Here is a 14,401-nt window from a genome sequence, read left to right on the forward strand (position 1 = left end):
ACGGGAAAACGGTTGACCCGGCTGCCACTGCCGAGGTCGTATGGCGGGCGACCGATGATCACCTCCCAGGACGGTAGTGATGCACGCCGACGAGCCCGGAACCGATGCCGCACTGGTGCACCGTCTGATCGCCGCGCAGTTCCCCCACTGGTCCGGCCTCCCCGTCGAACGCGTCGGCGCCGCCGGAACCGCCAACGCGATGTATCGCCTCGGTGATGACATGGTCGTGCGCCTCCCGCGTACTGCCGGGTCGGCCGAAGACATGGCCGGCGAGCACCACTGGCTGCCGCGCCTTGCGCCCTCGCTCCCGGTCGCCATCCCCGCCCCGCTGGTCGCGGGCGTGCCGGGTGAGGGCTACCCCTACCCCTGGTCGGTCTACGGCTGGCTCGACGGGGACTGCCCGAAAGTCGGCGACGCCTCCGAAGCGGCCCCGTTCGCCCGGGACCTGGCCGGCTTCGTCACCGCGCTCCACCGCATCGACCCCGCCGGCGGCCCCCCGTCGTACCGCAGCGAGCCCTTGGCCGCCCGGACCTCCGCAGTCCGCGAGGCCCTCGCGGACCTGCGCGCCGACCTCGACACCGGGGCGGCCGCCGAGATCTGGCAGACGGCCCTGCGCGCACCCGCACCGACCGGCCCGCCCGTCTGGATCCACGCGGATCTGCAACCGGGCAACGTGCTCACGGCCGACCGGCGGCTCACCGCCGTCATCGACTTCGGCTGCCTCGGCCTCGGCGACCCGGCCGTCGACCTGATCGCGGCCTGGTACGTACTGCCCGCCGCAGCGCGCGACACCTTCCGCGCCGCGGCGGAGGCGGACGACGCCGCCTGGGCGCGAGGCATCGGCTGGGCGCTGTCGATCGCGCTGATGGAGCTCCGGTACTACCGGCAGACCAACGCGTTCATGGCCGACACCGCACGGCACGTCATCGCGGAGATCCTGGCCGATCAGCGGCGGAGCGCGTAGCCGCATCCGGTCATGCCCGGGCGCGCCCGCCTGTTTCGCCACGGCCGGAATGCGATCGTGGACCAGGAGGTTCACACCACCGACAGCACGAGCGGTAACAGCACCGAGAGCGGATGGCCTTCACATGGGCGAGTTGATCCTGATCCGGCACGGCGAGACCGAGTGGTCCCGCAACGGACAGCACACGAGCCACACCGATCTGCCCCTGACGCCCCTCGGCGAACGCCAGGCCCGCGCCCTCGCCCCGCTGCTCGCCGACCGGCACATCGCCCTCACCCTGGTCAGCCCCTCGGTACGGGCCCGGCGCACCGCCGAGCTCGCGGGACTTGCCGCGCCCCGCATCACCCCGGAGCTGCGCGAGTGGGACTACGGCGGCTACGAGGGCATCACCACCCACGACATCCACCTGACCCGCCCCGGCTGGAACCTCTGGACGGACGGCGTCACGGCGGGCCCCGAGGCGCACCCGGGCGAAACCCCCGAAGCGGTCGGCGAACGGGCCGACCGGATCCTGGCCGAGGTCAGGGAGGCCGCCGGACGGGCCGGGGACGAGGACATCGTGCTTGTCGCGCACTCCCACTTCCTGCGCGTACTGACGGCCCGATACCTGGGGCTCACCCCGGCCGAGGGCACGCTCTTCCAGCTCGCCACGGGTGCCGTGTCCCGGCTCGGCAGGGAGCACGGCCAGCCGGTCATCACGGCCTGGAACGTGACCCTGCCGGAGAGCCTGTTCCCCACCGCCGTCCCGGAGACCCCGGAACACATCTGAGGGCGGCTCAGGGCGAGCCGTCCCCGAGGGCCGCGACGAAGGGCGCCCAGGGCTCCCGCGCGAAGGTGAGCGCGGACACCTCGGGGCCCGCCTCGCCGTCGTGCACGGGGACGATGCCGGGCAGGCCGTCGGCGCTCTCGACGCAGTCGCCGCCGTCCCCGTTGCGACGTCCCGGAACAGAACGCCCGGGATCCCAACTCGCCCCGGGACAGCCCCGCCGCCTCGCGCAGCCGGCGTAACTCGGCGCCGTAGAAGGCGCGGGGATCGGTGTACGGGTCCAGGTCCTTCGGCTGCGGCATGGCGCGGGATGCAGCGGTTGCCGCCCAGGGCCCCATACCCCTGATCGACGCGGATCCACCCGCACGGGAGAACCGCGACCGGCCGGTACCCCGCGAGGAGGTACCGGCCGGTCGTGTGAAGCGGTGCGGGATCAGGAGATCAGCTCCACCTCCGCGAGCGTCGACTCACCGTCGAGCACCAGCCGGTAATGCGTGTACGAGCCGGGGGAGTTCACCGTGAACGCCCCCGTCTGCTTGTTCCAGGCGAACGACTGGCCGGACCGCTTGTCGAGGTCCTTCCACGTCGTGCCGTCCGACGAACCCTGGAGCGTCCAGCCGCTCGGCGCCTTGGCCGCCTCGCCCGACGTCAGCGTGTACTGCACCGCGTTCGTCGCCGAGGGGACCGGCAGTTCCACCGTGGAGACGGCGGCCGTCGTGGCCGAGGTGTTGTCGAACAGGGCGCCCTCGCCCTTCAGAACGTCCTTCTTCGGCGCCGGCACCTTGTCGTCCTTGGTGATGGAGACCGGGGCGGCGTCCTTGCCGGTGCCCCAGGCGGACGGCTCGGAGCCCATGTCGAACTCCAGCACCCCGCCCTTGGCCAGCAGGTCGTGCGGCAGCGAGGTGGAGGTCCACTTCTTGCCGTTGACCTTCAGGCCCTGCACGTAGATGTTCTTCGCGCTGTTCTTCGGCGCCTTGACGACCAGGTCGTGGCCGTTCTCCAGGTGCACGGTCGTCTTGGTGAACAGCGGGGAGCCGATCGCGTACTCGCCACTGCCCATGACCAGCGGGTAGAAGCCGAGGGAGGAGAAGAGGAACCAGGCCGACTGCTCGCCGTTGTCCTCGTCGCCGTGGTACCCCTGGCCGATCTCGCTGCCCGTGTACAGGCGGCCGAGGACCTCGCGGACCTTCTCCTGCGTCTTGTACGGCTGCGAGGCCGCGTCGTACATGTACGTGACGTGGTGCGCGACCTGGTTGCTGTGGCCGTACTGGCCCATCCGTACGTCACGGGCCTCCGTCATCTCGTGGATGACGCCGCCGTACGAGCCGACGAACTCCGGGCCGGCCGTCTCGGGGGTGGAGAAGTACGTGTCCAGCTTCTTGGCCAGGCCGTCCCGGCCGCCGTAGAGGTTGGCGAGGCCCTTGCTGTCCTGCGGGGCGGTGAAGGCGTAGCCCCAGCCGTTGGTCTCCGTGTAGTCGTAGCCCCACACCCGCGGGTCGTACTGGTCGGACGGGAGCCGCCAGTCGCCCTTGGCGTTCTTGCCCTGGAAGAAGCCGGCCTTGTCGTCGAAGAGCTCGACGTAGTTGCGGGCCCGGTTCAGGAAGTACTCGGACTCGTCCTTGTAGTGCTGCTTGTGCGTCTTCTTGTAGAGCGCCTGGCCCATCTGCGCGATGCCGTAGTCGTTGAGGTAGCCCTCAAGGGACCAGGACAGGCCCTCGTGGGTCGAGGTGTTGGCGTACCCGGCGAACGGGGACGTCTCCATGCCCTTGCGGCCCACGCCCGAGGACGGCGGGACGACCGTGGCGTTCTTCAGGGCGGCGTCGTACGCGGCCTCCGCGTCGAACTTCACGCCCTTGACGTACGCGTCGGCGAACGCGACGTCCGAGGAGGTGCCCGTCATCAGGTCCGAGTAGCCGGGGGAGGACCAGCGGGAGATCCAGCCGCCGTCCTTGTACTGCTGGACGAAGCCGTCGACCATCTCGCCGGCCTTCTTCGGGGTGAGGAAGGAGTACGCCGGCCACGTCGTCCGGTAGGTGTCCCAGAAGCCGTTGTTGACGTACACCTTGCCGTCGACGATCTTCGCGCCGGTGTGCGTCGGGGTGTCCGAGCCGACCTGCGGGGAGAACGGGGAGGCGTACTTGTCCTTCCCCCCGACCTTCTCGAAGCCCGAGTTCGGGTAGAGGTACAGCCGGTACATGCTGGAGTACAGCGTCGTCAGCTGGTCGGCGGACGCGCCCTCGACCTCGATCTTGCCCAGCAGGTCGTCCCAGGCGTCCTGCGCCTTGTCCTCGACCCGGTCGAAGGAGCGCGAGGCAGGGATCTCGGCGGCCAGGTTCTGCTTGGCCTGGTCGATGCTGATCAGTGAGGTGGCGAGCCGCAGGTTGACGGTGCGGTCCTTGCCCGCGTCGAAGCGCAGGTAGCCCGTGACGTCCGCGCCACCGCCGCCGGAGAGCTTGCCGCTGCCGGTGACGGGGGAGTCGAAGACGCCGTAGACGAAGAGCCGGGTGGCACCGGTCGAGCCGCCGCTCTTCACGTCGGAGAAGCCCGTGAAGGAGCTCGTCCCCGGGTCCAGGGTCAGACTGCCGTCGTTGGAGACGTTGTCGAAGACCATGCTCGCGTCCTTGCCCGGATACGTGAACCGCATCCGTGCCGCGTGGTCGGTCGGCGTCATCTCGGCCTTGAGACCGTTCTCGAACGTCACCCCGTAGTAGTGGGGCCTCGCCGTCTCGTTCTCGTGCCTGAACGGCAGCGCGCGCGCCGTGCGCGAGGCGTCCGGGGTGCCGGAGACCGCCGACGGCATCATCTGGAAGGTCTGCCGGTCGCCCATCCACGGGCTCGGCTCGTGGCTCGCGCTGAAGGCCTGCAGCGTGGGCAGGTTGTCGTCGTTGTTGCCGCGCGCGTAGTCGTACAGCCAGCTGGTCGATCCGGCGTTGGTGACCGGCGTCCAGAAGTTGAAACCGTTGGGCACCGCGGTGGCGGGGAAGTTGTTGCCGCGCGAGAAGCCGCCGCTGGAGTTGGTCCCGCGGACGGTCGAGGCGTAGTCCGAGAGGTGCTTCTTGCGCTTCTCGGGAGCCTTCGGCGCGATCGTGACGTCGTCGATCCAGCCCTGGAACTTCGACGGGCCCTTGGGGGAGTCGTACGCGACGAGGATCCGGTCGACGGTCTTGCCGGCCGCCACCGTGCCGATGCGCGCGTCGACCTTGTTCCACTGGTTGACGTACAGCCGCTTGGCGTCGGCCTGGCCGCCGGGGGTCAGCAGTCCGCCGTTGGTGTCGGTGGCGCGCAGATCGCTGAGGTAGGTGCCGTCCGTGAACGCGAGGTCCACCGCGACGTGCGTGGCCGGGTAGGACAGGTCCGTCTCGCCCATCTGGGGGTACACCAGGTAGGAAAGTTCGGTGTCCCGGGTGACGGCCGTGTTGACGTCGAAGATCTTGTTGTACGAGTACGCCCGGCCGTCCGCCTTGTGCGTGCCCGCGTACCGCAGCGCCTTCTTTCCGGTGAAGCCCGCGCCGGCCTTGGCGGTGGGGGAGCCGGAGGGGCCGCGGTCGATCTGGCTGCGCATGTCGTCGGGGGCGGGGGCGGAGGTGTCCCCGTCGGAGAACTGGACGTCGGCGAGCTGGGTCGCGTCCGAGGCGCCGTTGTTCTTCGTGATGTCCAGGCGGAAGTGCTGGTAGGCCTTGTCCGCCGTGAAGTCGTACGACTTGGTCTGGAAGCGCTCACTGAAGGTCTGGCCGGTCCGGGTGTCCAGGTCCGTCCAGGTCTTGCCGTCCTCGGAGCCCTGAAGGGTCCAGTCCTTGGGGTCCCGCTCGTCGTGGTCGTCGGCCGAAGTCAGCGCGTACGTGACGACCTTGACCGGCTCGACGAGGTCGAACTCGATCCAGGCGGTGGACTTGAACGACAGCCACTTCGTGCCGGACTGTCCGTCGACGAGGTTTTCCTTCACCTCGCCGCCGCCGGTGTTCTCCTCACTGGCTCGGACATCTGTGACCTTGTCGGTGACATTGCCCGGTATTCCGGCGGAGAAGCCGCCATCGATACCCGATGACCGCTTCTTGCCGTCAGGGCCTTCTTCAACGGTATTGCGCCAGTCCGGCTGCTTTTCGTCCGCCTCGAAGGATGAGCTGAATGTCCGTTCGCCGGTGGCCTTTTGGCCGTCTGCAACCGGTCCGGCCGAGGTGGCCGCGGCAGCGGTGGGGGCTGTCACGAGCAGGACGAGTGAGGCCGCTATCAGTGCGGCCGAGCTGCTTTGTCTCTTGCGAGAACCATGTCGGGGCTGCATGCCGAGCCATTCCTCCCGAGGAAGTGCGCTTGGACAACGTTGTCAGAGGGGGGCGCAGGAACCAGTAGGGAGTGAAGTGGCGGTTGGTGTCAAGGGTGTTGGATCAGAGCCGGTGTTCGAATCGACCGGAATGCGGAAATCGTTACATCCGAAGGAGGCCGTGCGGTGCCGAGGTATCCGCGAGGTCTCAACTCGGGAAAGACTGCCGTCCAAACCTGCATTCGATCTTGCTCAGTTGGCGACAAGTGGACTATACCTGTCGGCGTCTGCACAGCTTCTTTCCAACTGTGCGGTCGAGGGAGACACGGGGGCAGGGCAACGGGGCGCCGCAGGTGCGTCCGCTGTTCGGTCTCTCCGTGCCCCCCACTGCAATGGCTAGCCTGAAATCTGTACCACCCAAGCGCAACTGACCGCGGTGGCGGGGCCCTTCGCCTGAGGCGAATATCGACGGGCGACCGGTACACACCGCCTGAGTCCTGGAGAAGGCGAGGACTTGAGCATGGGATCCACCCCCGGCGTAGGCCATCGTGGTCTGATCAGGAGCGTCGATCACCGCGCCACACATCTCGCAGCTGATCACCACAGGCGCCGCTGAGCGGCTCCGTACCGACGGCGAAACACCCCGGATGCGCCTCTCCGCCGACATCCCGCGCGGAGGCTCACCCGAAGTCGCGCTCACGGAGAAGTGCGGCAAGCGCGTCGCCGACGTGGCCCTGAGGGCCGAACACACAGTGAAACCCATCAAGATCGAATCGATCAGTGAGGATGCAGAGATGACGACTCGTATCGGATCTCTTGACAGGCGGACGTTCCTGAGAGGGGCGATCGCGGCAGCGGCAGTGGCATCGATGGCGACTGCGTGCAGTTCTCCCTCCTCCGAAAAGGGTGACGAGGGCGGCACGAAGGGCGAGACCTCGGCCAAGAACCCGTTCGGTGTCGCCAAGAACTCCAAGGTCGAAGCCTGCATCTTCAACGGCGGCTACGGCACTGACTATGTCGGATACGCCAACAAGGTCATGGGCAGCCAGATCGCCGGCGTCAGCGTCAAGGTCAAGCCGGTCGTCGACATCGCCCCGGAGCTCCAGCCCCGGTTCGTCGGCGGCAACCCGCCGGACCTCATCGACAACTCCGGTGAGGACCAGATCGGCTTCCTCAGCATTCTCGACCAGCTCGAGACCCTGGATGACGTCTTCGAGGCCAACAACTACGAGGGCAAGAAGATCGCCGACACGGTCTACGCCGGCGTCAAGGAGCCCGGAACGTTCAACGGCAAGTTCGTCGGGCTCAACTACGTGATGACGGTGTACGGCGTCTGGTACTCGAAGACGCTGTTCGAGGCGAACGGCTGGACCGCGCCGAAGACCTGGGACGAGGCGTACGAGCTCGGCAAGAAGGCCAAGGCGAAGGGCAAGTACCTCTTCGTCCACGGCAAGGAAGCCGCGACGTACTACCAGACGCTGGCCATCGACTCCGCGATCAAGGAGGGCGGCGAAGAGGTCCGGATCTCCCTCGAGAAGCTGGAGGCGGACTCCTGGTCGCAGAAGCCCATCCAGGACATCTTCAAGATCATGGAGAAGATGGTCAAGGAGGGCATGTTCGTCCCCGGTGGTTCCGGCACCCAGTTCCAGAAGGCGCAGGCGTCCTGGAGCAACGACCAGAAGGCTCTGCTGTACCCGACCGGTGGCTGGATCGAGAACGAGATGAAGAAGGCCACCAAGGCCGACTTCCAGATGACAGGTATCCCGGAGATGGTGCTCAGCGCCAGCCCGAAGATGCCCTACGAGGCGGTTCGTGCCGCCGCGGGCGAGCCGTTCATCGTTCCCAAGAAGGCCAAGAACGCGGCCGGCGGCAAGGAGGTCCTGCGGGCGCTGCTGTCCAAGGAGGGTGCCTCCAACTTCTCCAAGACGAAGCTGGCCCCGACCATCGTCAAGGACACCGTGCCCGCCGACGGCTACGGATCCACGGCGCTGGTCTCGCAGTCGAAGATGCTCGCTGACGCGGGCGAGAACATCTTCGACTACAAGTTCGTCAACGCCTACGGACTCAACACCGACATGCTGGTGCCGTGGAACTCGTTCCTCGCCGGTGACCTTGACGCCGCGGGCCTGACCAAGGCGCTGCAGAAGATCTCCGACAAGGTCCGGGAAGACGACTCCATCACGAAGTTCGAGGTCAGCTAGCATCACGATGAGTGACATGATCACCAAACCCGAGACCGTAAGCGGCCGGTCGACACCGGCCGCTCGCGGCGGGCGTCCCCGACGCCGCAAGCTCACCTTCGACCGGGTGACGTTCTTCCTCGCGTTCCTCGGTGTCCCGTTGGCCGTCTTCGTGACCTTCGTCCTGATCCCGTTCGTTCAGGCGATCTTCTGGGCGATGACCAACTGGCGCGGGTTCAGTCCGGACTACAAGTTCATCGGGCTGGACAACTTCACCAAGATGTTCCAGGACGACGTCTTCATGAAGGCGTTGCGCAATGTCGCGTTGCTGGCGGCCTTCGTACCGTTGGTGACGTTGACGCTCGCGCTCGGGGTCGCGGTGGCCATCACCCTGGGTGGTCCCAGCAAGGGACCTGTCCGGGGAATCCGTGGAGCGTCGTTCTATCGAGTCATCTCGTTCTTCCCCTACGTCGTGCCGGCGATCATCGTCGGCCTGATCTGGGCGCAGATGTTCGACCCGAACGCCGGCCTGCTCAACGGCATGCTGACCAAGCTCGGACTGGGCGGCTTCAAGGAGTTCGCCTGGCTGGGTGAGGAGTCGACGGCGATGCCGGCTCTGATGTTCGTCTTCGTCTGGGGGCTCGTCGGGTTCTACGCGGTGCTCTTCATCGCTGCGATCAAGGGAGTTCCTGCCGAGCTGTACGAGGCGGCCAAGATCGATGGGGCCGGCCGCTTGCGCACAACGGTCTCGATCACCCTGCCGGCGATCCGTGACACCGTGCAGACGGCGTACATCTACCTGGGTATTGCCGCGCTGGACGCGTTCGTCTACGTACAGGCGCTGTTGCCGAACGGCGGACCGAACAACTCGACCCTGACGATCAGTCAGCGTCTGTTCAATGTCGCGTTCCGCCAGGGGCAGTTCGGATATGCCACGGCGATGGGGGTCGTCCTGGCCGTGGTCACCCTGGTGTTCGCGTTGCTGGTGTTCATCGTCAATCGCCTGACCGGCGGTGGCGAGGAAAAGACGAAAGCGCGTGGGTCCAAGGCTCGGCGTGCGGGAGCCAAGGGAGGTGCTCAGTGAGCGCCGTAGCCGCCGACCGGAAGCTGAGGAGAGGTACCGCAAGCAGTGACCGCAGGTTTGCGGTGGTCTCGCACTTCTTGCTGATCCTGTGGTCCGTGATCGTGATCGTGCCCATGGTGTGGGTACTGATCTCGTCGTTCAAGTCGACCGGCGAGATCCTTTCGTCGCCGTTCACGCTGCCGGATCACTGGAGGCTCGAGAACTACGCACACGCGTGGAGCGACGCGAACATCGGGAAGTACTTCCTGAATTCGGTGGTCATCGTTGTCTCCGCGCTGTTCCTGGTGATGTTGTTGGGTTCGATGTGTGCCTACATCCTGGCGCGGTTCGAATTCCCCGGACGCCGGCTGATCTACTACGTGATGCTGGCGGGATTGACCTTCCCGGTATTCCTGGCGATCGTGCCGCTGTTCTTCCAGCTGCAGAACCTCGGTCTGCTGAACACGCGTCTGGGGTTGATCCTCACCTACGTCGCGTTCGCGCTGCCGTTCACGATGTTCTTCCTCTATTCGTTCTTCCGGTCGCTGCCGCATGACGTCTACGAGGCCGCGTTGATCGACGGTGCCGGAGACTGGCGGGCGTTCTTCCAGGTAATGCTGCCGATGGCCAGTCCGGGGATGGCCGCGGTGGCGATCTTCAACTTCCTGGGGCTGTGGAATCAGTTCCTGCTGCCGGTGGCGCTCAACACCGATCAGGACAAGTGGGTCCTGACTCAGGGAATGGCCGCCTACGCGTCCTCGCAGGTCTACGACGTCGACTACGGTGCGCTGTTCGCGGCGATCGTGATCACGGTGGTGCCTGTACTGGTCGTGTACGTGATCTTCCAGCGCCGGATCGCCGGTTCGGTGTCGCAGGGCACCTTCCGCTGACACCTGCTGTCCGACAGACGAAGTGCCCCGGCGGATCACTCCGCCGGGGCACTTCGCCGTGCGGATCAGGCGCCGCGGCGGATCCGTCCCGCGTACCGTGCCTCGAGTTCGCGGTTGTGCTCGTCGCCGCCCGCCATGTTGGCGGAGAGATAGACCGGCGGAACCTGGCCCGCGGCCAGCAGGTCCTTGACCACCTCGGCGACCGTCATCTGAGCGAGCAGTGCGGAGGTGATGGTGGAGACGGCGCCGAAGGTGCCGCCGCCGGGCAGGTCCATCATCGAGTCCCCGTACGGTGCGCCATTGTCCAGCACCACATCGGCCAGGTCGATCAGCTTGTGGCCCGAAGGGTGGCGCGAGGTCATCTCATGGGTGTGCTTCAACGAGGTGATGGCGATGAGGGCGTGGCCCTTCTCCTTCACGATCGTGGCGAATTCCACGATGGTTCCGTTGACACCGGAGTTGGACGTGATCACGAACGCGTCCTGAGGCTGGACGGGAATCAGGTCGTACAGCTTCTGGGCGATCGCGGGATCGCGCTCCAGCTCCGGGGAGCCGAGCAGCGAGGCGGGCTCGCCGCCGTACAGCACCAGGTCACGCAGCGCGATCTTGTTGGTCGGGACCAGCCCGCCCGCGCGGCCCGCTATCTCCATGGAGATGGATTCGGAGTGCCCGGAGCCGAAGGCCTGAATTACCCCGCCGTCCAGGAGGGAGGCGCTGATCAGGCGGGCGGCCCGGCCGACGGCCGCGGTCTGGCTGGTGGCGACCGAGGGGATCAGCTTCTCGATGTGTCCGACGAAGGACTGAGCGTCGATGGTCATGACCGTCTCTTCTCTGTGCGGTGGCTCGCGGTGGCCTGGCTGGTGATCTCCAGGGCGTGCGTGGTGTGTTCGTACGTCAGTTGGGTGACCGCCATGTAGAGGGCGTTGAGAGCGAAGAGCTGGGAGTGGACCGTGGCCATGCCGCGAGCGCTCAGTACGCCCTCCCGGCCGGCCGTGAGCAGGACGTGGTCCGCGGTCTCCGCCAGCGGCGAGCGGGCGGACGAGGTGACGGCGACGGAGACCGCGCCGTTGTCGGCCCCCTCGGTCAGGACCTCCAGGACCTCGCGCGTACGCCCCCGGTGCGAGACCCCGACGACGACGTCGCCGGGCTGGAGCAGGGCCGCGTTCGGCAGGGCCTCGTGCGGGTCCGTGGAGCTCCAGCAGGGCAGCCTGATGCGGTTGAACTGCCCGGCCATCAGAGCCGCGACGGCCCCGCTGACCGACGTACCGTAGAACAGCACGCGCCGGGCCGCGACCATGGCGGCCGCCGCCTGCGCGACGGCGTCGAGATCGAGCTGTTCGCCGGTCTCGCGCAGCAGCTCGGTGTCGGTGGTCAGCAGCGACTGGACCATGACGGCGAGTGAGTCGTCCCGCGAGATCGTTGCCGTCGTCGTGCTCTGCCAACTCGCCTGTTCCGTGCGCCCGGTGTCGGCGGCCAGGGCGTAGCGGAGCTCCGTGTACCCGGCGAATCCGAAGGTCCTGGCGAAGCGCGTCACCGTCGCGGGGGAGGCCGCGCCGCGGGCGGCCAGCTCGATGATGGTCGAGCGTGCGGCCGCGGCGGGGTCGGCGAGAACGGCTTGCGCGATCCTGTGCAACGCGCCCGGCAATTCGGGTAGTTCATCCGCAATGCGCCCAACGGTCCCCGCTGTCAAGGTAACTCTTTTCATCGAAGTGCCAGCGGTATGAAAATTATTCTTGCCACGAGTTCTCGTCAAGACCCACCATGTCGGCATGACGGATCACCGGCTCGTCCTGGGGATCGACGCGGGCGGCACGTCGACCCGTGCGGTCGTCACACGAATCGACGGAGAGCTCCTGGGCCGAGGAGAGGCCGGCGGCGGAAATCCGGCCAGTCATGGACAGGTCGCCGCCGGCGCCCAGTTGGCTGCCGCGCTCGCGCAGGCGCTGAGCGCGGTGGACCCGGCCGCCGTGGTCGCCGGCGTGGCGGGCATCGCGGGCGGCCGGGCCTTCGCGCCCGCCGTGCTCGAAGAGGTATGGCAGGGGGCCGGACTCGGCTGTGTGCCCCGCTTCGTGGGCGACGCGCTGATCGCCTTCGTGGCCGGCACCCCTGAGTCGTCGGGGACACTCCTGCTCAGCGGCACGGGCGCGATCGCCTGTCGGGTCAGGGACGGTTCGGTCGAGGCCGTCTCGGACGGGCTCGGCTGGCTCCTCGGTGACGAGGGTTCCGGATTCTGGCTCGGGCGGGAGGCGGCCAAAGCCGTCGTGCACACCCTCGCGCAGCCGGACAGCAGGGATCCGGGGCTGCTCGGGAAACTGGTCACCGCGGAGCTGCTCGGCTCACCGCAACCATTTCGTGACCTGAACGATCAGGCCATCGCTCTGGTGGAGCGCGCCCAGAGTGCCCCGCAGTCTCTGACCCGTCTGGCTCCGGTGGTGAACCGGGCGGCCGAGGCGGGCGATCCGACGGCGCTGGAGATCGTACGAGAAGGAGCGCGCCACCTCGTCGCGACGGCAGCACGCGTACACCGCGCCGAGGGCCCGATCGTGCTCGCCGGATCCGTGCTGACCAGCGAAGGGATCCTTCGCTCGGCGGTACGGGAACTCCTTGCCGCGCAGGGAGACGGACCGGTCCGTACGGCGGGAAGCGGCGCCGGGGCGGCCGCCTGGATGGCGGCGGGTGAGGTTGTGAACCCGGCGGAGGCGGTCATGCACGCCTCACTCCACGCAAAATTTACCGGCGGCAATCCGCCCCTCTCGGCTTCTGCGCCCGTCACGCCTGTCTGACCTGCGCTTCTGTCTCACCTGTGAGCAGAGACAGGGCCGCTCATTCGTGCCTTCCCCTGCTCAAGGTCTTGACGGATAGGAACCCCAAAGGCTCAGCTTAGAGTTCACATGTTGGAGATAGGGCGGGGTCTCATTGCTACGACCCCGCGCGGAGGCGGCCGTCGTGCCGTCTGCCGGAGGCGGGAGTGGATGAGTCGATGGAGACTCCGGGGTCGCAGACATCTCTGCATCGCGCCAACCTTGAGCGGGTCGTGCGCGCCGTACGTATGGCGGGCTCGCTCACCCAGGCGGAGATCGCCAGGAGTACGGGCCTTTCCGCGGCCACCGTCTCCAATATCGTTCGTGAACTGAAGGAGGGCGGCACCGTCGAGGTGACCCCCACCTCGGCCGGCGGCCGCCGGGCCCGCAGCGTCTCGCTCAGCGGGGACGCGGGCATTGTCATCGGCGTCGATTTCGGACATACGCACCTACGGGTGGCGGTCGGCAACCTGGCCCATCAAGTACTCGCCGAGGAGTCCGAGCCGCTGGACGTGGACGCCTCCTCGGCCGAGGGCTTCGGACGGGCGGAGCAGCTGGTGAACCGGCTGATCGAGACCACCGGGATCAGCCCCGGCAAGGTCATCGGGGTGGGCCTCGGTGTTCCCGGCCCGATCGATGTCGAGTCCGGCACGCTGGGCTCCACGTCGATCCTGCCGGGCTGGACGGGCATCAATCCCAGCGATGAGCTCGCCGGACGCCTCGGCGTGCCGGTGTACGTCGACAACGACGCCAACCTCGGGGCCCTGGGCGAGCTGGTGTGGGGGAGCGGCCGGGGCGTCCGGGACCTCGCGTACATCAAGGTCGCGAGCGGTGTCGGCGCAGGTCTGGTGATCGACGGGCACATCTACCGGGGGCCCGGCGGCACCGCCGGCGAGATCGGCCACATCACCCTCGACGAATCGGGCCCTGTCTGCCGCTGCGGCAACCGCGGCTGCCTGGAGACCTTCGCTGCCGCGCGGTACGTCCTGCCCCTGCTCCAGCCCGGCCACGGGCCCGATCTCACCATGGAGCGGGTGGTCCAGCTGGCCCGCGAGGGCGACCCGGGCTGCCGCCGGGTGATCGGCGACGTCGGGCGGCACATCGGCAGCGGAGTGGCCAACCTCTGCAATCTGCTCAACCCGAGCCGGGTCGTGCTCGGGGGCTCGCTCGCGGAGGCCGGCGAACTGGTCCTGGGGCCCATCCGCGACTCCGTGTCGCGCTACGCCATCCCCAGCGCCGCACGACAGCTCTCGGTGCTCCCCGGCGCCCTCGGCGGACGGGCGGAGGTGCTGGGTGCCCTGGCCCTCGTCCTGAACGAGATGGGAGATTCGACCCTTTTGGAGAGCACCCTCCCCGCAGCGACACCTGCCTTCACTTAGATAACGAATGGCACCGTTGTCATCTCGTTAAGAATTTACTCCTTGACGCCAAGCCTGGGGCCGAGTTGACTCCAGTCCACCTCGGCCGCAACGCTGCGGC

10 protein-coding genes are annotated in these 14,401 nt (G+C 67.6%); 7 read left to right on the top strand and 3 right to left on the bottom strand.

The annotated features are described in order from the left end of the window. The first annotated feature begins 79 nt into the window (after nt 1-79). Nucleotides 80-964, top strand: coding sequence for an aminoglycoside phosphotransferase family protein (locus OG446_RS29935; protein WP_328896920.1), 885 nt, complete (start codon nt 80-82; stop codon nt 962-964). A 124-nt stretch (nt 965-1,088) separates the two neighbouring features. Beyond that, entirely contained in the window at nt 1,089-1,733 is a 645-nt protein-coding gene (locus tag OG446_RS29940) for a histidine phosphatase family protein (RefSeq protein ID WP_328896921.1), read from the top strand. 430 nt (nt 1,734-2,163) lie between these two features. Here the strand turns inward: OG446_RS29940 and OG446_RS29950 are convergent, their stop codons facing one another. After that, a complete protein-coding gene (locus OG446_RS29950; RefSeq protein ID WP_328896922.1) occupies nt 2,164-6,009 on the bottom strand; it encodes a GH92 family glycosyl hydrolase in 3,846 nt (1,281 codons plus the stop codon). 848 nt (nt 6,010-6,857) lie between these two features. Here OG446_RS29950 and ngcE point away from each other — a divergent pair. From ngcE to OG446_RS29965, 3 genes are read left to right on the top strand one after another with little or no spacing between them, the layout of a single operon-like run. After that, nucleotides 6,858-8,189 (top strand): N-acetylglucosamine/diacetylchitobiose ABC transporter substrate-binding protein, encoded by a 1,332-nt coding sequence (gene ngcE / locus OG446_RS29955; protein ID WP_328896923.1) that lies wholly within the window; start codon nt 6,858-6,860, stop codon nt 8,187-8,189. A gap of 16 nt (nt 8,190-8,205) precedes the next feature. Beyond that, nucleotides 8,206-9,252 (top strand): carbohydrate ABC transporter permease, encoded by a 1,047-nt coding sequence (locus tag OG446_RS29960; protein WP_328896924.1) that lies wholly within the window; start codon nt 8,206-8,208, stop codon nt 9,250-9,252. Then, entirely contained in the window at nt 9,249-10,121 is an 873-nt protein-coding gene (locus tag OG446_RS29965; protein ID WP_328896925.1) for a carbohydrate ABC transporter permease, read from the top strand. Before OG446_RS29960 ends, OG446_RS29965 begins: the two co-directional genes overlap by 4 nt. A 65-nt stretch (nt 10,122-10,186) precedes the next feature. Here the strand turns inward: OG446_RS29965 and OG446_RS29970 are convergent, their stop codons facing one another. Together OG446_RS29970 and OG446_RS29975 are read right to left on the bottom strand one after the other, a co-directional pair. Next, entirely contained in the window at nt 10,187-10,939 is a 753-nt protein-coding gene (locus OG446_RS29970) for an SIS domain-containing protein (RefSeq protein WP_328896926.1), read from the bottom strand. Next, nucleotides 10,936-11,892: a MurR/RpiR family transcriptional regulator gene (locus OG446_RS29975; protein WP_328896927.1), complete on the bottom strand. Its 957-nt coding sequence runs from the start codon at nt 11,890-11,892 to the stop codon at nt 10,936-10,938. The genes OG446_RS29970 and OG446_RS29975 overlap by 4 nt, the downstream gene beginning before the upstream one ends. Between OG446_RS29975 and OG446_RS29980 the strand changes: the two genes are divergently transcribed. Together OG446_RS29980 and OG446_RS29985 are read left to right on the top strand one after the other, a co-directional pair. Beyond that, nucleotides 11,891-12,904, top strand: coding sequence for an N-acetylglucosamine kinase (locus OG446_RS29980; protein WP_328896928.1), 1,014 nt, complete (start codon nt 11,891-11,893; stop codon nt 12,902-12,904). The two genes, OG446_RS29975 and OG446_RS29980, sit on opposite strands and share 2 nt — an antisense overlap. 197 nt (nt 12,905-13,101) lie before the next feature. After that, complete coding sequence (locus OG446_RS29985; protein ID WP_328896929.1) at nt 13,102-14,301, top strand: ROK family transcriptional regulator; 1,200 nt, start codon at nt 13,102-13,104, stop codon at nt 14,299-14,301. The last annotated feature ends 100 nt before the right edge of the window (nt 14,302-14,401 follow it).

The organism is Streptomyces sp. NBC_00236, assembly GCF_036195045.1.
Classification (GTDB): domain Bacteria; phylum Actinomycetota; class Actinomycetes; order Streptomycetales; family Streptomycetaceae; genus Streptomyces.